19 protein-coding genes are annotated in these 22,942 nt (G+C 29.7%); 6 read left to right on the top strand and 13 right to left on the bottom strand.

Annotated elements, in window-relative coordinates:
- Position 1: 1 nt before the first annotated feature.
- Together yunB and tyrS are read right to left on the bottom strand one after the other, a co-directional pair.
- Positions 2-697, bottom strand: coding sequence for a sporulation protein YunB (yunB, locus tag ACRCYC_RS12525; protein ID WP_438619481.1), 696 nt, complete (start codon positions 695-697; stop codon positions 2-4).
- A 41-nt stretch (positions 698-738) separates the two neighbouring features.
- Positions 739-1,959, bottom strand: coding sequence for a tyrosine--tRNA ligase (gene tyrS, locus ACRCYC_RS12520; protein WP_438619480.1), 1,221 nt, complete (start codon positions 1,957-1,959; stop codon positions 739-741).
- 192 nt (positions 1,960-2,151) lie between these two features.
- Here tyrS and ACRCYC_RS12515 point away from each other — a divergent pair, with 192 nt between their 5' ends.
- A complete protein-coding gene (locus tag ACRCYC_RS12515) occupies positions 2,152-4,902 on the top strand; it encodes a transglycosylase domain-containing protein (RefSeq protein WP_438619479.1) in 2,751 nt (916 codons plus the stop codon).
- Between the two features lie 35 nt (positions 4,903-4,937).
- Here the strand turns inward: ACRCYC_RS12515 and spoVAE are convergent, their stop codons facing one another.
- The 6 genes from spoVAE to spoIIAA all read right to left on the bottom strand — a co-directional run bounded on the left by spoVAE (position 4,938) and on the right by spoIIAA (position 8,415).
- The gene (gene spoVAE, locus ACRCYC_RS12510) at positions 4,938-5,297 is read right to left on the bottom strand and encodes a stage V sporulation protein AE (RefSeq protein WP_438619478.1); all 360 of its coding nucleotides are present in this window, start codon (positions 5,295-5,297) and stop codon (positions 4,938-4,940) included.
- Positions 5,298-5,309: 12 nt separating this feature from the next.
- The gene (spoVAD, locus tag ACRCYC_RS12505; protein WP_438619477.1) at positions 5,310-6,323 is read right to left on the bottom strand and encodes a stage V sporulation protein AD; all 1,014 of its coding nucleotides are present in this window, start codon (positions 6,321-6,323) and stop codon (positions 5,310-5,312) included.
- Positions 6,324-6,337: 14 nt separating this feature from the next.
- Positions 6,338-6,775 carry a stage V sporulation protein AC gene (gene spoVAC, locus ACRCYC_RS12500; protein WP_438619476.1) on the bottom strand — a complete coding sequence of 146 codons (438 nt, stop codon included), beginning with the start codon at positions 6,773-6,775 and terminating at the stop codon, positions 6,338-6,340.
- Between the two features lie 81 nt (positions 6,776-6,856).
- Positions 6,857-7,621 carry an RNA polymerase sporulation sigma factor SigF gene (gene sigF, locus ACRCYC_RS12495; RefSeq protein ID WP_438619475.1) on the bottom strand — a complete coding sequence of 255 codons (765 nt, stop codon included), beginning with the start codon at positions 7,619-7,621 and terminating at the stop codon, positions 6,857-6,859.
- Between the two features lie 10 nt (positions 7,622-7,631).
- Complete coding sequence (gene spoIIAB, locus ACRCYC_RS12490) at positions 7,632-8,066, bottom strand: anti-sigma F factor (RefSeq protein ID WP_438619474.1); 435 nt, start codon at positions 8,064-8,066, stop codon at positions 7,632-7,634.
- Positions 8,059-8,415: an anti-sigma F factor antagonist gene (gene spoIIAA / locus ACRCYC_RS12485; protein WP_438619473.1), complete on the bottom strand. Its 357-nt coding sequence runs from the start codon at positions 8,413-8,415 to the stop codon at positions 8,059-8,061. The genes spoIIAB and spoIIAA overlap by 8 nt, the downstream gene beginning before the upstream one ends.
- Positions 8,416-8,579: 164 nt before the next feature.
- Between spoIIAA and ACRCYC_RS12480 the strand changes: the two genes are divergently transcribed.
- A complete protein-coding gene (locus ACRCYC_RS12480) occupies positions 8,580-9,815 on the top strand; it encodes an LL-diaminopimelate aminotransferase (RefSeq protein ID WP_438619472.1) in 1,236 nt (411 codons plus the stop codon).
- A gap of 41 nt (positions 9,816-9,856) precedes the next feature.
- Here ACRCYC_RS12480 and ACRCYC_RS12475 read toward each other — a convergent pair whose 3' ends face one another.
- Positions 9,857-11,446 carry a DEAD/DEAH box helicase gene (locus ACRCYC_RS12475; RefSeq protein ID WP_438619471.1) on the bottom strand — a complete coding sequence of 530 codons (1,590 nt, stop codon included), beginning with the start codon at positions 11,444-11,446 and terminating at the stop codon, positions 9,857-9,859.
- Between the two features lie 145 nt (positions 11,447-11,591).
- On the bottom strand, positions 11,592-12,548 hold the full coding sequence (locus tag ACRCYC_RS12470) for a calcium/sodium antiporter (RefSeq protein ID WP_438619470.1): 957 nt from the start codon (positions 12,546-12,548) through the stop codon (positions 11,592-11,594).
- A gap of 268 nt (positions 12,549-12,816) precedes the next feature.
- On the opposite strand from ACRCYC_RS12470, the gene pflB reads away from it, so the two are divergent.
- Together pflB and pflA are read left to right on the top strand one after the other, a co-directional pair.
- Positions 12,817-15,048 carry a formate C-acetyltransferase gene (gene pflB, locus ACRCYC_RS12465; protein WP_438619469.1) on the top strand — a complete coding sequence of 744 codons (2,232 nt, stop codon included), beginning with the start codon at positions 12,817-12,819 and terminating at the stop codon, positions 15,046-15,048.
- A gap of 242 nt (positions 15,049-15,290) precedes the next feature.
- Positions 15,291-16,025, top strand: a complete 735-nt coding sequence (gene pflA / locus ACRCYC_RS12460; protein WP_438619468.1) for a pyruvate formate-lyase-activating protein — start codon at positions 15,291-15,293, stop codon at positions 16,023-16,025.
- A gap of 38 nt (positions 16,026-16,063) precedes the next feature.
- On the opposite strand, the gene thiI is transcribed toward pflA, so the two are convergent.
- Positions 16,064-17,242, bottom strand: a complete 1,179-nt coding sequence (thiI, locus tag ACRCYC_RS12455) for a tRNA uracil 4-sulfurtransferase ThiI (RefSeq protein WP_438619467.1) — start codon at positions 17,240-17,242, stop codon at positions 16,064-16,066.
- A gap of 16 nt (positions 17,243-17,258) precedes the next feature.
- Positions 17,259-18,410, bottom strand: a complete 1,152-nt coding sequence (locus ACRCYC_RS12450; protein WP_438619466.1) for a cysteine desulfurase family protein — start codon at positions 18,408-18,410, stop codon at positions 17,259-17,261.
- A gap of 684 nt (positions 18,411-19,094) precedes the next feature.
- Between ACRCYC_RS12450 and ACRCYC_RS12445 the strand changes: the two genes are divergently transcribed.
- On the top strand, positions 19,095-20,090 hold the full coding sequence (locus tag ACRCYC_RS12445) for an asparaginase (RefSeq protein ID WP_438619465.1): 996 nt from the start codon (positions 19,095-19,097) through the stop codon (positions 20,088-20,090).
- 42 nt (positions 20,091-20,132) lie between these two features.
- Here ACRCYC_RS12445 and ACRCYC_RS12440 read toward each other — a convergent pair whose 3' ends face one another.
- On the bottom strand, positions 20,133-22,178 hold the full coding sequence (locus ACRCYC_RS12440; protein ID WP_438619464.1) for an ATP-dependent helicase: 2,046 nt from the start codon (positions 22,176-22,178) through the stop codon (positions 20,133-20,135).
- A gap of 78 nt (positions 22,179-22,256) precedes the next feature.
- Here ACRCYC_RS12440 and ACRCYC_RS12435 point away from each other — a divergent pair.
- Positions 22,257-22,942 (top strand): ribonuclease H-like domain-containing protein (locus tag ACRCYC_RS12435; protein WP_438619463.1); only part of this gene is annotated, 686 nt, incomplete at its 3' end.

Genomic DNA, 22,942 nt, shown 5'->3' with positions numbered 1-22,942 from the left:
TTTAATTGTTTTTTGAACCTATATTAGGCAAAACATTCATCATATCTTTTTGAGGTACATTTACATAGCTTTGAGGTACATCTCCAACTATTATAGTTTCACATATAGGTATTTGTGTTTTAACTTCTTTTGTAGAAGTAGTTAGCGGAACTACTACCTTAACTTCAGTTGTTGCTTTTAGATATATTCTATGCCTAGTTTGATTTATTCCAGATGATTCAAAGTCTGTACCAAAGTCTACATATACCGTTCCTATAGGTTCAATAGATACCTTTATTTTAGGTCCATATTTAGCTAGTAAAGGACTTCCTATTGCAGTTCCTATTGGTATGTATGTTGATGTTGTTTTTATTTTTTTCATCTCTGACTGTATTTCAAGTGCAACTTTTGATGCTATTTCATTAATCAATATAGAATTAGCTTGCATCATAGTGATGCTTCCATCTTCACCTGTTTTTATATTTATTAAATCCTCATATTTTATATCATTATCTATAATAGTAGACACTGCTTTATTAATAGATTTATTGGCAAGTTCCTCTGCTTTAGTTTCTGCTATTACTGTTATTGTAGGTCTAAGTTTATTATCTATGTATATAAAACTTCCTATTAATATAGATAGTATAAAAATTATTATAAATATAAATATATTTTTTTTAAATTTTTCTTTCTTTTTTTTTATTAGAATTTTTTTCATAAAAAGCCCCCCTTACTATTTTATGTAAGAGGGGCTTATAATTACTTCTTAATTATTAATTTTGCAAATTTTCTTTTTCCTACTTGAATTATATCTCCATCCGATAGAGATATTTTATCAGATTCTAGTTTTTCACCATTAACTTTTATTCCGCCTTGTTTTAATAATCTTCTAGCTTCACTTGTAGATGGTGCTAACTTTAATGTTGTTACTAATTTAGGTATAAAGAACAATCCGTCTTCAGCTTCAGCTATAGATATCTCCATTTCAGCTATATCATCTGGCATGTTTTTCTTTTGGAATACAGATTTAAAATATTGCTCAGCTTCTAAAGCTTTTTCTTCTCCATGATATAATTTAACTACTTCTTTAGCTAGTTTCATTTTTAAGTCTCTTGGGTTAACTTTATCTTGTTCCATATCAGTTTTCATAGCTTCTATAGAATCTGGATGTTCATCTGTAACTAACTCAAAATATCTTATTATAAGTTCATCAGGTATAGACATTGTCTTCCCATACATATCATTAGGTGCTTCACTTATCCCAATATAGTTGCCTAACGATTTACTCATTTTTTTCACTCCATCAGTACCTTCTATTATAGGCATTAATAAAGCTATTTGAGGACTTTGCTCATACTCTTTTTGAAGAGTTCTTCCCATTAATATATTAAACTTTTGATCTGTTCCACCCATTTCTATATCAGCTTTTATTGCGACAGAGTCATATCCTTGCATTAAAGGATAGAAAAATTCATGTATTGATATAGACTGATTAGATGCAAATCTCTTCTTAAAGTCATCTCTTTCTAACATTCTAGCCACTGTATATTTAGATGCTAAATTAGCTACATCCATAAAATTCATAGCCTGTAACCACTCACTATTAAACTTAACTATTGTTTTTTCTCTATCTAATATTTTAAATATTTGATCTTGATATGTTTTAGCATTTTCTAAAACTTGATCATGAGATAGTTGCTTTCTAACTGCTGATTTTCCAGTTGGATCACCTATCATACCAGTAGCATCACCTATTATTATGATTACTTGATGACCTAAATCTTGGAATGCTTTCATTTTTCTTAGCACTACAGTATGTCCTAAGTGGATATCTGGTGCAGATGGGTCTAATCCTAACTTTATTGTTAGTGGTTTGTTTTCTTTAAAAGATTGTTCTAGCTTCTTCATAATATCTTCTTCAGATATCATTTCAGCTACCCCTTTTTTGATTATCTTCATTTGTTCATTTATTTCGATCATATGTACACCTCACACATATTTTTTTGATACTTAGTTAAAAATAATTAATATTGTATCATAGTTAAATGCTAAATTCAATTAATGCTAGTTATACTGTAACATTTATTTACACAATATTCATTTTTATCTATAAAATACAAAAATATACTTATATATGATATAATATATGCTTATAGTAAGGAGGTCAATTTCATGGGAAATGATAACAATGATAAAAACAAAATTCGCAGAAAAAAAATTAGTTCCTCTAGTACTAGACCTACTGCCTCGTCAAACAAATCAAGTAAAAGCAGTAGCAAAAATAGTACTCGTAAACCTAATAAGAAAGATAAATTTAAGGTACTAAGAACAATAGGTGTTACACTTTTAGTTACACTAGTCTTAGGCGTCGCTGTTTCTTCAGCATTAGTATTTGTAGCTTTAAAAAATGTAGAGCCTATAACTAAAGCTTTACTTGATAAAAAAGTTAATACTGTAACCGAACTATTATATAACGATGGATCTTTAATGGGAAATCCACCTACAGATAATAAAAAAGTTCCTATTTCAGTAAAAGACATGCCTACACATCTTCAACATGCACTTGTATCTATAGAAGATGAGAGATTTTATGAACATAATGGTGTAGATTTTAAGGGTCTTGCTAGAGCTACAGTAGCAAACTTATTAACATCTTCTTCTCCTGGTGGAAGTACCATACCTATGCAGGTATCTAAAAACTTGTTAACTTCTAAAGAAGTTTCAGTCGTTCGTAAAATTAAAGATATATATTATGCACTAGAAATGGATAAAACTCTGTCTAAAGAAGAAATTCTAGAATTATACTTAAATAGTGCTTATTTCGGAAGTGGAGCAATAGGTGTGGAAGCTGCATCTAATGCTTATTTTGATAAACATGCTAAAGATCTTTCAGTAGCAGAGTCAGCTATGATAGTTGGTATAACTCAAAATCCAAATAAATATGCAGCATATAGAACTGCAAAGTTGACTGGTAATGAAACAAAAGAAGATTTACAAAATAAAGTAAAGTTTTATGTAAATGGTAAAAATGATAACTTTGATGATCCTACTCGAGTGGAACTTGATATGATAGATAAAATGTATGATTGGGGTCTTTTACCTGATGATGATTACTACAAACAATTAAAAGATGGCACTATGGTTTGTAGAAAAGTAGAATTAAACCCAGAAGCCAAAAAAAGACAAGAAACTGTTTTAATGAAAATGTTAGAACTTGGATACTTAACTCAAGAAGAATATGATAAAGCAGTTGCTGAAAAAATCGAAATAAAATTACCTAAGCCGACTAAAAAACCTGCTTCTACAGTTGAAGATCTTATTGAAGATGATGTTATAAACAGTCTTATAGCACAAGGTTATACAGATTCTGAAGCTAATAACTTATACTTTAACGGTGGTTTAAAAATACGTACTACTATCGATAAAGGTATGCAGAGTAACTTAGAAGATGAATTTAATAATAGAGCAAACTTCCCTGGTACTATAATAGGTCCTGATGGTGTACCTCAACCGCAAGCTGCAATGGTAATATTAGATTATAGAAGCGGTCAAATTAAAGCTTTAATGGGTGGTAGAGAAATTAAAGCTAGAAAAGTTTTAAATAGAGCTACTTCACCTCATCAACCTGGTTCTACTATAAAACCTTTAGCAGTATATACTCCTGCTATTGATAATGGAAAGAACCAAGCCGATGTTTATAGCGATGTACCTGGTGGATATAAATTCGAAAAAAATACTAAATGGAACCCAAAAACTACAACAGCAGGTTCAGGTACTATGACAATGCGTCAAGCTTTAGCTAAATCATCAAATACAATAGCTGTTAAAGTTGCTGAATCATTAGGCAGTTCTTATGATGACTGTGTTGATGTTATGCTTGATTACTTAAAGAACTTCGGTTTATCTGATTTAAAGGATGGCCCTGGTGGAGCAGATAGAACTTTCTCTGCACTTACTTTAGGTGGTATGACTAAGGGAGTTTCTCCTCTTGATATGGCCGCTGCTTATGGAACATTAGCAAATGGAGGAGTTTATGTTGAACCTATAACATTCACAACTGTAGAATCGTCTGATGGACAAGTATTAATACAAAATACTCCTGAAGAACACAAAGTTGTTGATTCTGAAGTTGCTTATGTAATGACTGATATGATGAAATCTGTTATAACTGAAGGTACAGGTAAATCTGCAAAACTTGGTGATATGCCTGTTGCTGGTAAAACTGGTACTACAAATGATGATAAAGATGCTTGGTTTGTTGGGTATACACCTTACTATGTAGGTTCTACATACATAGGAGATGACTATAGAGTTACCCAAGAAACAAAAGAAAGCATACCTCGTAGAGGTGTTGTAAAAGGAAGTTCTACTTCTGCAAAACTATGGGCTAAGGTAATGGAATCCGTTCATGAAGATCTTAAGCCTACAGAATTTAAAAAACCTAGTAATATAGAATTTTTCAATATAAATTTAACTAACGGTAATGTTATGAGTAAAGGTGCCTATAATTCTGCAATTGCAGCATTTATAAAAGGCAATACACCAGGTGGTAGCCCTATAAACCATACTCCAACAGTTAATGAGAAACAGGATGTAGAGGATAAAAAATCTGATACTGAGGAACAGAATAATACAAATACGCAAACACCTGAAGTTCCTACAGTTCCTGAAAATACTACAAATCCTGTAACTCCTGGGGATAATGGTACAACTACAACACCTGGTGATAATACTAATAATACAGGTACTGGTACTGGTTCCGGTACAAATAATGGTGGAAATAATAATACAGGTACTGGTGGTACAACACCTCCTGATCAAGGTAGTGGAGGTAGTTCAAATACAACACCTCCTACTCAACCGACTCAACCTGTTAACCCAACTCCAAACCCACAAACTAATGCTCCAAATGCAGGAGCATAAAAAAAGAACTATATGAGAAATCATATAGTTCTTTTTTATGGTTTTGTTTTCGGATTAAACACAACAGCCATTATATAACCAAAGAAAATAGCAGCTGTTATACCTCCTGCCGTAGCAGTTATTCCACCTGTAAAGATACCTATAAATCCATCCTGTTCTATAGCCTTAATAACTCCATTATATAAGGAATATCCAAATCCTATTATTGGTGTAGTTGCTCCAGATGCTCCAAAATCAACTATATGCTCATAAATACCTAAGAAACTTAAAATTACACCACTAGTTACATACGTCACCATTATATATGGTGTTTGCATCTTAAAAAAATCCATCATTATCTGAGCAATTAAACATATAGTTCCACCTACTAAAAATACTTTTACATAATCTATCATATCGCACACCTCTTATTCATTTGCTATTATTACTGCATGAGCTACACTTGGTATACTTTCTTTTTGCAATGTACTTGTGGGAGATAATAACGCTCCTGTTGAAACCAACATCACTTTATTAAATTTTTTAGATTTTAACATTTTGTATATATATCCGTTAAACACAGATGCAGAGCATCCACACCCACTGCCTCCGCAATGTACATCTTGAACTTCTAAATCAAATATCTCTACTCCACAATCCGTATATACATTTGATATATCAAGCCCTTTTTCTTTTAAAATATCTGATGTTATTTTCATTCCAACTTTACCTAAATCCCCAGTTGCAATTATATCAAAACTATCGGGATCATCTTTTGTATCCATAAAATATGAATATATAGTATCTATTGCAGCCGGAGCCATAGCTGCCCCCATATTATTAGCATCACTTATGCCTTTATCTATCACTTTACCTATTGTTATATATTTCACCCTAGGTCCTTCTCCCTTATTTGATAATAATGAGCATCCAGACCCAGTAACAGTCCACTGTGCAGTCATAGGTTTTTGATTTCCTAATTCTAAAGGAAATCTAAATTGCCTCTCCGCCGTGCAATAATGACTAGATGTTGAAGCCACAACTAAATCAGCAAATCCTCCATCAACCAGCATAGCTCCAATAGATAACGACTGTGCCATAGTTGAGCAAGCTCCGTATACTCCTAAAAACGGTATATTAACTTCTCGTGCAGCAAATGACGTTGATAAAAGTTGATTTAATAAGTCTCCAGCTACCATGTAGTTTATATCCTCTATAGATTTATTAGCTTTTTCTATTGCACTTTTTATAACAGTTTGTACCATTTTACTTTCAGCAAATTCCCAGCTTTTTTCTCCAAATAAATCATCTTCAAGAGTCATATCAAAGTAATCTTTCAATGGCCCTTTTGCTTCTTTAGGTCCTACTATCGATGCAGTTGATAATATAATTGGTTCATTTTCTAATTTAACAGTCCTGTTTCCAATTCTTTTTTTTGCCAACTAAATAACCACCTTTATTTAACAATATTTATCACATAATAAACAAATCCACATAAAACTGAAGATCCTATACCATAAACTAAAACTGGACCTGCAACTTTAAATAGGTTTGCTCCGACTCCTAATACATATCCCTCTCTCTTATATTCCATAGCTGGAGATACTATAGAATTTGCAAATCCAGTTATAGGTATAATAGATCCCGCTCCTGCTCTTTTTCCTATTAAATCATACACTCCTATTCCCGTTAAAAAAGCACCTATAAATATTAAGGTCATAGATGTTGCTCCTCCAGCCATTAACTTATCTAGTCCAAAATTCATATATATATCATTTATTACTTGTCCTATCACACATATGATTCCTCCAACTATAAAAGCTAATATATAATTTTTTGTATATGTTGGTTTTGGACTTATTTTATCAACATAATCTTTATAATTTTCATCCATATTCTAACCTCCTTTTAACTTTTTTGTATAATGTTATTATTTAACAAAACAAAAAAAATAAACCCTATTTTAAGGGTTTATTTATCCTATATATGTTTTTAATTTTGATAGTACTTTTTTTTCTATTCTAGAAACTTGAACTTGAGATATATTCAACATTTCACCTATTTCACTTTGTGTTTTATCTTCAAAATATCTAAGCATTATAATTTGACGCTCTCGCTTATCTAATTTTCCTAATACTTCTTTTAATAAAAGATTATCAATAACTTTTTCTTCTTCATTCTCACCTTTTAAACTTATTTTATCAATTAAACATATAGGAGCACCTTCTTCTTCATGTATAACTCCGTGCAAATATTCTACTGAAAAATTAGATTCTAAAGCCATTACCAATTCTTCTTTATCTACCCCTACTACTTTTGATAATTCTTCTATTGTAGGTTCTCTTCCTAATTTTTTTGTTAATACCTCTGTCTGAATTTTAGCTTTTATAGCAACCTGTTTTAATGACCTTGATACTTTTATCATCCCGTCATCTCTTAGATACCTTTTTATCTCGCCTAAGATCATTGGTACTGCATAAGTAGAAAATTTCACATTAAATTTAGGATCAAATTTATATATAGACTTTATAAGTCCTATAGATCCTAATTGAAATAAATCATCTCTTTCGTATCCTATATTTAAAAATTTAGATACAACACTTCTAACCAACCCTAAATTACATTCTATTAAAGTTTCTTTTGCTTCTTCATCTCCATTTTGTACAAGTTGTATTAATCTTAAAGTCTCTTCATGGCTAAGCAATCCCTTTCTTTCTTCTTTATTGGTAGTTATCCCCATAATAAAACCTCTATTCTATATTAGATGAATCTATTTTCTTTTTCATAGTAACCTTAGTTCCCTCACCTTGCTTAGAAGAAACTTCTACATTATCCATAAAACTTTCCATAACTGTAAATCCCATACCTGATCTCTCTAACTCAGGTTTAGAGGTATATAATGGCTGCATTGCCATATCTAAATCTTCTATTCCATTTCCAAAATCTTCAACTACTATTAATACGGTTTTATCTTCTATTTCACATCTAATTTTTACAAACTTGCTTTCATCTTCATCATAACCATGTATTATTGAATTTGTAACAGCTTCAGAGACAGCAGTTTTTATATCTGCAAGTTCATCTAATGTAGGATCTAATTTAGATGCAAAAGATGCAACTATAATTCTTGCAAAACTTTCATTTTCTGATTTTGCTGAAAATTTAACTTCCATAATATTATTCATTTCCTACGCCTCCTAAAAAAGAACTTAAAGCATCTTCATAAGTATTATGAATTTGTATTATTTTAGCCATACCCGATAAATCAAAAACCTTTCTAACTCTAGGATTTATATTTATCACAGCAACTTTTCCACCTTCGCTAGATATCTTTTTATATCTTCCAATTACAACACCTATTCCAGAAGAATCCATAAAATTCATATTTTTAAAATCAAATACTATATTCTTTATTTGCTTATCTTGTATAACATAATCTATTTCTTCTCTCACTTCATTTGCTATATGATGATCTAATTCTTTGCTTAAAAACTCCACTCTTAAGTTTTTATTGTCCAATGAAAAATTTATCATTAGTTTCCCCTCCTAACAATTTTAAAAATACTACTTTGTATTGAATTCTATAAATTAAATTATTATCCTTCAACGAAATCTAAATAGTTTTGTTTTATTGTATCAAAAAACTACATCTCTAAATACTATAGTATTATACTAAAATTAATTTTGGAGGAATAATAATGGATTTTATTGACAACAAAGTTTCCAATCGTCTTGGAGGTCCATCCTTTTTTAAAGGTATTGATAATCTCTACAAATTCGAAAAAGTAAAAAAAATAACTAAAGAAATTCAATCTAAATATCCTGATATAAAACTAATAGATATGGGTGTTGGTGAACCTGATAAAATGGCCGATATGTCTATTGTAGATATTTTATCTATTGAGGCTAGTAAGCCAGAAAATAGATTTTACTCTGATAATGGAATTATAGAATTTCAAGAATCAGCTTGCAGATATCTATCTGCTATGTATGGAGTTAACAATATAAATACAGAAAACATTGTACACGGAATAGGTTCTAAGCCTGTGTTAGCAATGCTTCCAATTTGTTTTATGGACCCTGGTGATATATGCCTTATGCCTTCACCTGCATATCAAGTTCTTGGAACATATTCAAAGTTCATGGGTGGTGAAATTTATAAACTTCCACTATGTTCTGAAAATAATTTCTATCCTGATTTAGATTCTATTCCAAGTGAAATAAAGAAGAAATCTAAACTCTTATACTTAAATTATCCTAACAATCCAACTGGTCAGGTAGCTACTAAAGAGTTTTATGAATATGCAGTTAAGTTTGCTAAAGAGAATGATATTTTAATAATTTCTGATTTAGCTTATGGATCACTAACATATGGTGACAATAAACCACTTAGTATACTTAGTGTAGATGGTAGTTTAGATGTTTGCATTGAGGTACATTCTTTATCTAAATCATTTAATATGACTGGATGGAGATTAGCCTTCGTTGTTGGATCTAAAAAAGCTATGAAAGTATATCGTGCTGTTAAAGGACATACAGATTCTGGACAATTTAGAGCAATTCAAAAATCAGGAGCTTATGCACTCGATCATTGTGACTTAATAAATATTAATAAAGAAAGATATATAAGAAGATTTGCTTTACTAGTAAATGTTTTAAAAGAAGTTGGATTTAAAGTAGATACACCTAAAGGTGGTTTTTATTCTTACGTACCTATCCCTATAGGTGTTAAAGACGGTATTAGATTTAAAAATGCAGAGGAAGCTAGCATTTATATATTATCAAATGCATTAATTTCAACAGTTCCTTGGGATGATTGCGGTAGTTTTTTAAGATTTTCAGTTACTTTCGATGCAAATTCTATAGATGAGGAAGTCTATGTTATGAATGATTTGAAAAAAAGACTTATTTCTTTAAACTTAGAGTTTGATTAAATTAAAAAAAGATACCTAATTATAGGTATCTTCTTTATTTGCTATTTTCTTCTCTTAGAGTTAGCTTTTTCTATATTAACTTTATTTCCTTTTATCTTTATGTTCTTCATCTTATCAAGAACTTTTCTTGTATGTTTTTTTGGAATCTCAACGAAAGTATATTTATCATATATATCGATAGTTCCTACTAACTTACCAGGTATACCAACTTCTCCAGCTATAGCTCCAACTATATCTTTAGCTTGAACTCTTTGATTTCTACCTATATTTATAAATAATCTAGTCATTCCTGATTCAGCGCCTGTATCATAACTTTCTTCGATTATTTCTTGTTTAGCTTCATCACCTAATGCTAATTTAACTAAAGCTGCTGCTATATCTAAAGTATCATAATCTTCTTCTTTACAGAAGTTTTCTAACCATTGAACTTGCTTAGTTAAGTGTCCAGCTTCTATAGTTGATTTAACTTGATCGAAGAATACACTTACTTTTTTCTCTTCTACATCTGATATTGATGGTATCTCATGTTTTTCTAATTTAGATTTAGTGTATCTTTCTATATCTTTCATTTTTCTCATAGCTTTACCAAATACAAACGTGAATGACATTCCATTTCTACCAGCTCTACCAGTTCTACCTATTCTGTGTACATAGTACTCTTCATCTTGAGGTAAATCGTAGTTAAATACTGCTTCAACATCATCAACATCTATTCCTCTAGCGGCAACATCTGTAGCAACTAATATATCTATAGTTCCGTTTCTGAATTTATCCATTACTATATCTCTTTGAGTTTGCTTTAAATCTCCATGTAATGCATCTGCAAAATATCCTCTAGCTTGTAAATCACTAACTAATTCATCCGCGCCTCTTTTTGTGTTACAGAATACAACTGATAATTTAGGGTTGTATACATCTACTAGTCTGCATAATACTTCTAATTTATTAGCTGCTTTAGTTTCTATATAATATTGCTTTATATTAGGAACTGTAAGTTCTTTTCTAACTATTCTTACATGCTCAGGATTTTTTTGGAATCTCTTTGTTAAGTCTAATATTCCCTTAGGCATAGTAGCTGAGAAGAAAGTTGTTTGTCTATCTTCTGGAGTTTCACTTAAAATCATCTCAATATCTTCTCTGAATCCCATATCTAGCATTTCATCCGCTTCATCTAATATAACCATTTTCACTTTATCCATCTTTAAAGTCTTACGATTTATATGATCTATAATACGACCTGGAGTTCCTATAACGATTTGTACTCCACTTTTTAAAGATTTTATTTGTCTATCTATAGGTTGTCCACCATATACAGGTAAAGTTTTTATTCCGTGCATGTACTTACCTATTTTCTTTATCTCACTTGAAACTTGTATTGCTAATTCCCTTGTTGGACATAAAACTACAGCTTGTAGACTTTTGTCGTTTTCGTCCACCATCTCTAGTATAGGTATACTGAATGCCGCTGTTTTCCCCGTACCAGTTTGCGCTTGTCCTATAATATCTACTCCTGTTATTATCTTTGGTATTGCTTGAGCTTGTATTGGAGATGGCTCTTCAAACCCCATTTCTAATACAGCTTTTTTTATGTTTTCATTTATTGGTAAATCATCGAATTTAACTATATTCATATATTGTTTCCTTTCCGTAATCAATTTATCTTAACTTTATCAATTATATAATTTTTTTAGACATTATGCAATTAATATTTTATCCTAACACTAAATAATCTATTCAATATAAATAAAAATAAGGCGTGATTTAACACACCTTATTTTAACTTATATATGTAAAATATAGAGTTATTAAATACATTATATATGTAAGCAACATAAGTAAACCTTGCTTTCTATATATCCTCTGTTTTATAAACGCTGGAATAATTAGAATTAGTGTCAATACTATCATAAATGGAAAATCAATCGTAGATGTTTGTTTTAATATAGGTATATCATTTATAAATGCTGATAATCCTATTACTGAAACAATATTTAATATGTTAGCTCCAAGTATATTTCCTACAGAAATTGCATTATGTTTTTTTCTAATAGCTGTCAAACAAGATACTAATTCAGGCAATGATGTCCCAAGTGCTATTACAGTTAAACTTATTACAGCTTGTGGAACACCTACAAATTCAGCTATTATTATTCCATTGTTAACTAATAATCTAGACCCTATAATCATCATACTTATTCCAATTATAAATATAACAACTACTTTAATGATATCATTAGATTTATTTATTTTATCATTTCTACTTATATAGCCTCTTCTTGAATCATTTTTCGGAATACTTTTATAATTTTGTATCATATAAATACACATCAATCCAATTAAAGCTAAAGCATCAGTTCTATTTATACTTCTATCAAGCCCTAATATAATAAGTACTATTATAGATATAATTAATAACAAAGCTTTAGAATTAAAATCTTTACTGTTAATCTTAAAAGGTCTTATTGTAGCTACAATACCAAGAACTAACCCCGTATTGCAAATTATAGACCCTACAGCATTGCCTAAACTCATTGTAGCATGTCCTTGTATAGATGCCATTGTTGAAACTGTAAGTTCTGGAAAAGTAGTTGCTAAACTAACTATTGTAGCTCCTAAAATCATCTCTGGTATATTTGTCTTTTTAGCAACAGTTATAGTTGATTCTATAAATATATCAGCACCTTTAGTTATTAGTATAAATCCTATTAAAAACAAAATAATTGTAAATATCATTTTATCCCCCCTTATTAAATAAGTATTCAATTAACGTAATTTTATGTATAGGTTAAATTTTAAAATTATTCTTAAAATTTATGTTTATTATATATTTTAACGGGTATTATATGAGTATAAGAAAAATGTCAAAATACAAAACATTATATAAAATGTTGTATACAAAATACTAATTCTGTGTTATGATTATATTGTTTAAAAAATATCTAGCTAGATTTTATAAATATAAATTAAATTGAACACACATAAACTTAAGGAGGCTATCAACATGAATGCATGGCAAGGATTCAAAACTGGTAGATGGACTAAAGAAATAAACGTTAGAGAGTTCATTCAATTAAACTACACTCCATATGAAGGAAATGATTCTTTCTTAGCTGGAGCTACTGAAAACACTAAAAAATTATGGGAAGAAGCTATGGTTCTTTTCAAAAAGGAAAGAGATAATGGCGGAACATTAGACATAGACACTAAAACAGTATCTATGATAAATGCTTACGGTCCTGGATATTTAGATAAAGAAATAGAGACTATAGTTGGTTTCCAAACTGACGCTCCTTTAAAAAGAGCTATACAACCATTCGGTGGTATAAAAATGGCTGAAAATTCTTGTAAGGCTTATGGATATGAATGTGACCCTGAAATAAGTGAAATATTCACTAAATACAGAAAAACTCATAACCAAGGTGTATTCGATGCTTACACTGCTGAGATGAGAGCTGTTAGAAAATCTGGTATAGTAACTGGATTACCTGATGCTTACGGAAGAGGTAGAATAATAGGAGACTACAGAAGAGTTGCTTTATACGGTGTTGATGCTTTAATAGCTGATAAAAAAGTACAAAAAGATTCTTTAGACGTTTCTACAATGGATGAAGCTGTTATAAGATCAAGAGAAGAAATAGCTGATCAAATAAAAGCTTTAAATGAATTAAAAGCTATGGCTGCAGTTTACGGATTCGATATATCTAAGCCAGCTACTAACTCTAAAGAAGCTGTTCAATGGTTATACTTCGGATACTTAGGTGCTATAAAAGATCAAAATGGTGCTGCAATGTCATTAGGTAGAACTTCTACTTTCTTAGATATATACTTCGAAAGAGATTTAGCTGCTGGAACTATAACTGAAGAAGAAGTTCAAGAAATAATGGACCACTTCGTTATGAAATTAAGAATGGTTAAATTCTTAAGAACTCCTGAATACAACGATTTATTCTCTGGAGACCCAACTTGGGTAACTGAGTCTATAGGTGGTATGGGAATAGATGGTAGAACATTAGTAACTAAGAACTCATTCAGAGTTTTAAATACATTATATACTCTTGGAGCTTCTCCAGAGCCAAACTTAACAGTATTATGGTCTACTCACTTACCAGAAGGATTCAAAAACTTCTGTTCAAAAGTTTCTATAGATACAAGTTCTGTTCAATACGAGAACGATGATTTAATGAGACCTTACTGGGGAGATGACTACGGTATAGCTTGTTGTGTATCTGCAATGAGAATAGGTAAACAAATGCAATTCTTCGGAGCTAGAGTTAACTTAGCTAAGACTTTATTATACGCTATAAATGGTGGTGTTGATGAGAAGTCAGGTGTTCAAGTTGGACCTAGATTCGAACCAATAACTTCTGAGTACTTAGACTATGATGAAGTTATGGCTAAACTTGATCCATTCACTGATTGGTTAGCTAACTTATACGTAAATACATTAAATGTAATCCACTACATGCATGATAAGTATTCTTATGAAGCATTAGAAATGGCTTTACATGATAGAGATATATTCAGAACTATGGCTTGTGGTATAGCTGGTTTATCAGTATGTGCTGACTCATTATCTGCTATAAAACATGCTAAAGTTAAAACTATAAGAAACGAAGCTGGAGTTGCTGTTGACTTCGAAATAGAAGGTGAATACCCAATGTTCGGAAACAACGATGATAGAGTTGACGAAATAGCTTGTGACTTAGTTGAAAGTTTCATGAACAAAATAAGAAAGAACAAAACTTATAGAGATTCTTACCACACTCAATCAATACTTACAATAACTTCAAATGTTGTTTACGGTAAGAAAACTGGTAACACTCCTGATGGAAGAAGAGCTGGAGAGCCATTCGCTCCTGGTGCTAACCCAATGCACGGAAGAGATAATAGTGGTGCATTAGCTTCATTATCATCAGTTGCTAAATTACCATATGAGCATGCTCAAGATGGTATATCTAATACTTTCTCTATAGTACCAGGTGCTTTAGGAAAAGATATGGATGAAAGAGTACACAACTTATCATCAATGATGGATGGATACTTCTCTCAAAATGCTCATCACTTAAACGTTAACGTATTTGATAGAGCTACTTTAGAAGATGCTATGGAACATCCAGAGAAATACCCTCAATTAACTATAAGAGTTTCAGGATATGCTGTAAACTTCATCAAGTTAACTAGAGAACAACAAATGGACGTTATAAACAGAACATTCCACGGAAAAATGTGCTAATATAACTCAATAAATTTGTAAACATATTATTAAACAATCAATTATCAAAGTATATTACGAGTGCAAACCTCATCAGTTTGCACTCTTTTTTTCTGAAAATTCTATTAAGATTTTTTAAAATAGACATAATAAGTTTAGTAGCTTATAATATTGGGTATGAAGTATAATGTATACATGTTATTTTAAATTCGATAAATATGATTTTTTCTTATAAATATATAATAATCAATGAGGTGGATAAAATGATAAAAGGTAGAGTTCATTCAATAGAAACTTTTGGTACTGTAGATGGTCCTGGTATTAGATTTATATTATTTATGCAAGGTTGCCCATTAAGATGCAAATACTGCCATAATAGAGATACATGGGATGTAAATGGAGGTAAAGAATACACTGTAGATGAAATAATAACAGAGATTAATAAATACTCCTCTTATATGAAATTTTCAGGTGGTGGATTAACAGTTTCAGGCGGTGAAGCAACACTTCAACCAGAATTTTTAAAAGCATTATTTAAAAAATCTAAAGAAAATAATATTCATACATGTTTAGACACATCTGGATTTGTAAATATAGATACAATAGACCCTGTACTTGATTATACTGACTTAGTTTTACTTGATTTAAAGCATATGGTTCCAGATAAATGTAAAGACTTAGTTGGTGTAAGTATAGAAAAAACTTTAGAATTAGCGAAGCATCTAAGCGATAGAAATATACCAGTTTGGATAAGACATGTACTTGTTCCTGGCATAACAGATAGCAAAGAAAATCTTGAACTTATGGGTGAATTTATAAATACTCTAAAAAATGTAGATAGAGTTGAACTTTTACCTTATCATACATTAGGAGTTCATAAGTGGGAAAACCTGGGATATGATTACGAATTGAAAGATGTCCCAGATGCAACTAAAGAAGATGTTGAAAAAGCATCTGAAGTATTGGCTCAGTTTGGTATTAAGGTTCATAGTAAGTAAATAAAAAAGTCGTAGTATTTTACTACGACTTTTTTTATTTAAAATTCAAATACTTCAACTTCCATATTATCTATAGCAGCTTGTATTAATGCTTCTACATCTAATTTAGATTCTGATCTTTCTATTCTATCCAATTTAGGTTTTGTTACTGGGTTCTTTGGCGAGAATACTGTACAACAATCTTCTTCTGGTATTACTGATGTTTCAAATGTACCTATATTTTGAGCTATTTTTATTATTTCTGATTTATCCATAGCTATAAGAGGTCTAAATACAGGTAAGCTTATAGATGCATTTGTACAAGTTAATCCTTGTATCGTCTGTGATGCAACTTGTCCTATACTTTCTCCAGTAACTAAAGCATCACAATATCTCATCTCACCTACTTGTTGAGCTATTCTCATCATAAATCTTCTAGATATTATCGTCATTTCTTCTTCTTTACAAGATACACCTATAGCTTTTTGTATTTCTAGTAAGTTAACTTTATGAAGTCTTAATTTACCACAATATTTAGCTAATATTTGAGCTAAATCTCTTACCTTCTCTTGCGATTTCTCACTAGTAAAAGGATAACTATGGAAATGTATAGCTTCTATTTCAACTCCTCTTTTTGCAACCATCCATGATGCAACAGGACTATCTATTCCTCCTGATAATAAAGACATAGCTCTTCCATTTGTTCCAACTGGAAGTCCACCATATCCTGCAACAGTATCACTGTATACCATTACGTGATTTTGTCTGTATTCACAATGTATTATTGTTTCTGGATTTCTTACATCTACATTTATTCTATCTTTAACGTTATAAACTAAAAAACCACCTATATCCATACTCATCTCTTGAGATGTTAAAGGAAGATTTTTATCTCCTCTTCTTGATGTAACTTTAAATGATTTAGAACCTTCTTCTATTTTTTCTTCTAAAAGCTTTAATGCTAATTCTTTTAATTTGTCATAGTCTTTTTCAGCTCTTACGCCAGGACAAACTCCTACAACTCCAAATACTTTTTTAATTTCTTCTAATACTTCCTCATAATCTTCCGCATACTCACCTAAATCAACATAAATTCTTCCATACTCTTTGTATACATTAAATTTAGCTATATGAGATAACATATTCTTTATATTTTTTATAAGTTTGTTTTCAAATATATATCTATTTTTTCCTTTTACACCTATTTCTCCGTACTTTACTATTGCTATATTATACAAATCTATCACCTCTTAATTATCTTCTTTTTATTATCATTCTTAGTTCTTCAACAGATTTTTTTATTATTTGTGATGCTTCTTTTATTTCCTCTTCTGTAGTCATATCAGAAAAACTAAATCTTATAGCTCCGTCTATTTCTTCATGTGTAAGTCCTATTGCATTTAAAACATGACTTCCTTTTTTCTTAGCAGAACATGCTGATCCAGTAGATACAAATATACCTTGTTGAGCTAAGTGATGAAGTAATACTTCACCTCTAACACCTTTAAATGATATATTCAGTATATGACACACGCCATCTTCCGGAGAATTTACTTTTATATCATCTACATTTTCTACTATATAGTCTTTCAATAAGTTTTTTAATTTTTCAATATTATCTATTTTAGAGCTTAAATCTGAAGTTATTATATTTACAGCTTCACCTAAGCCGTATATACCAGCTACGTTTTCAGTACCCGATCTAATACCTATTTCTTGGCCTCCACCAGTAAGCATAGGCTTTATCTTATTACTATCTTTTATATACATAAATCCAATACCTTTTGGTCCGTGTAATTTATGACCACTAACACTCATAAAATCTATATTGTATCTAGCTGGCCTAAAATTAATTTTAGCAAATGATTGAACTGCGTCTACATGTAAGTATATTTTATCTTTTAATGTACTCAAATATTTTCCGACTTCTTTTACAGGTTGTATACTTCCAATTTCATTATTTACATGCATCATACTTATTAATATAGTAGTGTCTTTTATAGCATTTTTTAAGTCATCTATATCTACTACACCTTTGTCATTTACCTTTAAGTATGTAACCTCAAATCCCTGTTCTTGTAAATCCTCCATAGTTCTTAAGACTGATGGATGTTCTATATTCGTAGTTATTATATGATTTTTTCTTTTTTTATGAAGATTGGCAATTCCTCTTATTATAGTATTATTTGCCTCTGTACCTCCTGATGTAAATATTATCTCTTTATCTTTACATCCTATACTTTTAGCTATTTCTTGTCTTACTTTTTTTATATTTTTTTCAACTTCTACACCCTTTTTATGTGCTGCCGAAGGATTTGCATAGTCTATAGTAAGTGCATATATCATCTTATCTACAACTTCTTTGTATGGTTTAGTTGTTGCACTATTATCTAAGTATATATCCATACTAATACACCAACTTTCTTTTGTTTAAAATTATGTTATTTTGTTCTTTATTTTATTGTCCCAATTAAAGCTATAAATTATCATATAAATTTAGTGAAACTTTTACTATTATACCACTATTTGATCTTTTTTTATATACCAAAGGAGCATAATTCAATAGTTCCTGTAGTATCTATATGTTTTATCCGGCTATATTGTCTTAAATGTGGTTTTTTTTAATTTTTTTGTCAAAAACATTGATTTTTCTGTCGAATGTTGCTATTATATATTTATGGTTATCCCCCTGATAACCTTAATTAAAATCTCTATTCCCAATACCCCTTTTAAATGAATATACTACATTCATTTAAGTCCTACTTCTTAACGGAAAAGAAGTAGGTTTTTTTATGTTTAAAATGATTAATAAATTTTAATTAAATATATTTTCAAAAACTATTGATTTTTCTGTCGAATATTGTTATTATATATACATGGTTATCCCCCTGATAACCTTAATTAAAATCTCTATTCCCAATACCCCTTTTGAACGGATAGACTTTATATCCAATATTAAGCTAACAACGGAAGTTAGTTTAATGCAAAAAAGAGCTTCCCCAAGCTCTTTTTTTTTATCTTTAATTCTACATTTATCTTCTTTTTTTTGATATAATTTAATAGATATAATAAATTTAGGGGGTCGATACTATGCATAATAAGAAAAAAGTAGCTATAGTGTTTACAGGTGGTACTATTTCAATGACTGTAGACGAAAAAATAGGCGCTGCCATACCATCTTTATCTGGGGAGCAAATAATGTCTATGGTAACTAATATAGACAAAGTTGCTGATATAGAGGTATATAATTTCGATGAAATTCCAGGACCTCATATGACTCCTGAAAAAATGTTAAGTTTAAGAAATTATATAAACGATATACTTGCTAAAGATGATGTTTCCGGCGTTGTTGTTACTCATGGTACTGATAGTTTAGAAGAAACTGCATATTTCTTAGATTTAACATTAAATACATCTAAACCAGTAATAGTTACCGGTGCAATGAGAAGTAGTGATGAACTTGGTTATGATGGACCTAGCAACCTTGCATCAGCAGTTTGTACTGCAATATCTGATGAAGCTTATGATAAAGGTGTTTTAGTTGTTTTAAGTAATGAAGTTTTATTAGCATCTGAAGCTACTAAAACTAATACACTTACTTTAAATACATTCAAGTCTTTAACTTGCGGTCCTTTAGGTATTATTGATTGCGATAAACTTGTTCTATCTAGAAATATAGTTGATAGACAAACTATAGATGTAGATAAAGTTGAATCTGATATAGCACTTATAAAATCTGGTGTAGGAATGGATGAGTCTTTTATACAATTCGCAGCCGATAAAGGATGTAAAGGAATAGTTATTGAAGCAATGGGTAGAGGTAATATACCTCCAGGAATGCTTAAAGGCGTAGAATATGCTAGAAGCAAAAACATACCCGTTATAGTTGCTAGCAGATGCCATTCTGGTAGAGTTTTTGATAGTTATGGTTATTTAGGTTCTGGTAGAGATTTAAGAAACTTAGGCTGCATATTCGCAGGTGATTTACCTGGGCAAAAGGCTAGAATAAAATTAATGGTTGCATTAGGTAAAACTAATGACTTAAATGAATTAAAAGATATATTTGAAGAAGGTATATATTACTAAAATCAAAAGGGATGCATCTAACTAGATACATCCCTTTTATATTTATTTAATTTTATTTATAATTTCATTTTTAAAACATATAGCATAATCTAAAGCTTTTATTCCTGATTTGAATTTAACATCTATCATCTTGCCTTCTTTCCCAATTATACTTCCTTCTCCGAATTTGTTATGAACTAAAGTATCTCCTACTTTTATTGCTTTTATATCGTCTTTTGTAGGTGATTTAATATCATCTATAAATCTAGATTTAAAAACTTTACGCCCATATTTATTTTTCGGAGAACTTATACATAATTCATCTTGCGCCCTAGTTATTCCTACATATAACAGTCTTCTTTCTTCCTCAATTGCAAATTTTCTTTTTTGTTCATCTTCTATATCATAAGATTTTTCATGAGGTATAGTTCCCTCATTAGCTCCAATTATATAAACATATGGAAATTCTAATCCTTTTGCACTGTGCATAGTTGTGAATATTACACCTTCTGAATTTTTATTATTTCTATTTTCAATTATTTCAGATTTTACCTTTTCTATATGTTCTAAGTAATCATTTATAGTTTTAAAGTTAGTTGATGAGCTTTCTAATTCATTTAATATTTCTATCAATCCATTAGGCTTTATTTTTCTGTTGCTACAATAATCTAGTACGTATCTATCATAGTCTAAGCTAGTCCTTATATAAGAAATAGCATTTTTAGGAGATAAAGTTTTTAAATAACTTAAATCTATTTCCAAATCATTTAAAGTTTTTATTTGCTTTGGATGTAATCCAGCCTTATTTATAAGTCCCCCTATAAAATCTTTATCTTCACTAGCTAATTTTATACTATCCTTAGATATATATCTAAATGGCTTATTTATGATCCTTATCCAATCTTCACTTAGTGTCGTATCAATACCTAATCTTAAATATGCTAATAAGTCTTTAGCTACCCAATGATCATATATAGTCACAATAGAATCTCTGACTACAAAAGGTATATGCATATCCATAAATACATCTACTAACGCCCTTGACTGTATATTAGTTCTATATATAACTGCAAAATCTTCATAATTAATACAATTGTCTTCGCATTTATTTATTATATCTTTTGCAATAAATTTTGCTTCTTCCTCTGAATCTTCTGTATTTATATATTTTACTATCCCTGTATCATCTCTATCGCATTTTATTAACTTTTCATATCTATTATCATTATTTTGTATTAATTTGTTTGCAATATCAGTTATACACTTCTTAGATCTATAATTTACATCTAATATATATTTTTTACTATTCTTAAAGTATTGTTCAAACTCTAACAAAAAATCAGGTCTTGATCCTCTAAATCCATATATGCTTTGATCTTCATCTCCTACTACAAATATATTATTATTGGGGCTAGCAATTAATTTTATAACTTCAAATTGAACTTTATTTATATCTTGAAATTCATCTACTAAAATATATTTGTACGCAGCTCTAACTCTTTCTAATACTCTACTATTATCTTTTAATAAATTGTATGTTTTTATAAGCATATCATCAAAATCAATTTTTTTAATACTCTCCTTATACTCTTCATACATATTATATGTTTTACTAAACTCATCTTTAGTTAATATTTCTGAGTCAAAATCTAATTTATCCATCAATTCATTTTTAACATATGATATTTCATTTATAACACTTAATATAGTATCATCATCTTCTGCATTCTCTACATTTAAGTTTTTCAAAATACCTTTTATTGCAAACTTCTTATTTTTTTCGTCTAAAATACAATCTAATTCGTATTTCTCGAAAAACCTTAGTATTCTAAAAAATACAGAATGAAAGGTTCCGTAGTTTATTCTATTTATCCTAGTATCATGGCTTAAGCTAAGCGCTCTATTTTTCATTTCTGTAGAAGATGCTTTTGTAAAACTAATCGCTAATATATTTTTAGGATTTATATTGTTGTTTAAAACCATGTTAACTATCCTATAAGTTATAACTCTAGTTTTACCTGATCCTGGTCCAGCTAGCACCATACATGGCCCTTCAGTATGCATTACTGCATTTTTTTGATTTTCATTTAATTTATTTATATCTATCATAATTTATCACCTTGAACTATCTTTATATTATTTTATAATTAATATTATATATCATATTTTTTAAAAAGGAGTAACACTATGCAAGTTATTACTAAAACTTTAGATAATTTAATTGATATACCTAAAAATCACTTTATATTTGATATTGAAACAACAGGCTTAAGCCATAAATACTGTAAAGTAATATTAATAGGTATACTTTATAATTTTGAAAATACAACAATCATAAAGCAATACTTTGCTACATCCGAAGAAGAAGAAAAAGAATTATTAATTTGCTTTATAAAAGATATTAAAAACTTCGATTATCATATCACTTTTAATGGAATTTCATTTGATATTCCTTTCCTAAATTCTAGATTTAAAACTAATGGTATAGATTACCATATGGATAAATCTCAGGATATTGATATTTTACGACTTATAAAGCCTTATAAAGAAAAACTTGCTTTATCTGATTGTAAACTAAAAACTATAGAAAAATACATAGGCATACAAAGAGATGATTCTATTTCTGGAAAAGACAGTGTTAGATTGTATAAAGAATTTATTTTAAATAAAGATGAATTAATAAAATCTAAAATATTACTTCATAACTATGAAGATATTTATTATTTAGGTAAAATTTTTAAAATCAAAGAAATTTTACATAATAAACTAGATTATATAGATATTTTAATCTGCAAAAATCCTTATGAAATTTTACTTACTAAATACACTATACGTAAAAAAATATTATCTTTAAAATTTATATCTACTACTAA

The sequence above is a fragment of the Paraclostridium sp. genome, assembly GCF_051657365.1.
Taxonomy (GTDB): domain Bacteria; phylum Bacillota; class Clostridia; order Peptostreptococcales; family Peptostreptococcaceae; genus Paraclostridium.
This window is presented reverse-complemented; position numbering and strand designations above follow the sequence as displayed.

Coding starts and splice junctions, on each gene's coding strand:
- yunB (WP_438619481.1), bottom strand. CDS start 697: ATGAAAAAAATTCTAATAAAAAAAAAGAAAGAAAAATTTAAAAAAAAT.
- tyrS (WP_438619480.1), bottom strand. CDS start 1,959: ATGATCGAAATAAATGAACAAATGAAGATAATCAAAAAAGGGGTAGCT.
- ACRCYC_RS12515 (WP_438619479.1), top strand. CDS start 2,152: ATGGGAAATGATAACAATGATAAAAACAAAATTCGCAGAAAAAAAATT.
- spoVAE (WP_438619478.1), bottom strand. CDS start 5,297: ATGATAGATTATGTAAAAGTATTTTTAGTAGGTGGAACTATATGTTTA.
- spoVAC (WP_438619476.1), bottom strand. CDS start 6,775: ATGGATGAAAATTATAAAGATTATGTTGATAAAATAAGTCCAAAACCA.
- sigF (WP_438619475.1), bottom strand. CDS start 7,621: ATGGGGATAACTACCAATAAAGAAGAAAGAAAGGGATTGCTTAGCCAT.
- spoIIAB (WP_438619474.1), bottom strand. CDS start 8,066: ATGAATAATATTATGGAAGTTAAATTTTCAGCAAAATCAGAAAATGAA.
- spoIIAA (WP_438619473.1), bottom strand. CDS start 8,415: ATGATAAATTTTTCATTGGACAATAAAAACTTAAGAGTGGAGTTTTTA.
- ACRCYC_RS12480 (WP_438619472.1), top strand. CDS start 8,580: ATGGATTTTATTGACAACAAAGTTTCCAATCGTCTTGGAGGTCCATCC.
- ACRCYC_RS12475 (WP_438619471.1), bottom strand. CDS start 11,446: ATGAATATAGTTAAATTCGATGATTTACCAATAAATGAAAACATAAAA.
- ACRCYC_RS12470 (WP_438619470.1), bottom strand. CDS start 12,548: ATGATATTTACAATTATTTTGTTTTTAATAGGATTTATACTAATAACT.
- pflB (WP_438619469.1), top strand. CDS start 12,817: ATGAATGCATGGCAAGGATTCAAAACTGGTAGATGGACTAAAGAAATA.
- pflA (WP_438619468.1), top strand. CDS start 15,291: ATGATAAAAGGTAGAGTTCATTCAATAGAAACTTTTGGTACTGTAGAT.
- ACRCYC_RS12450 (WP_438619466.1), bottom strand. CDS start 18,410: ATGGATATATACTTAGATAATAGTGCAACAACTAAACCATACAAAGAA.
- ACRCYC_RS12445 (WP_438619465.1), top strand. CDS start 19,095: ATGCATAATAAGAAAAAAGTAGCTATAGTGTTTACAGGTGGTACTATT.
- ACRCYC_RS12440 (WP_438619464.1), bottom strand. CDS start 22,178: ATGATAGATATAAATAAATTAAATGAAAATCAAAAAAATGCAGTAATG.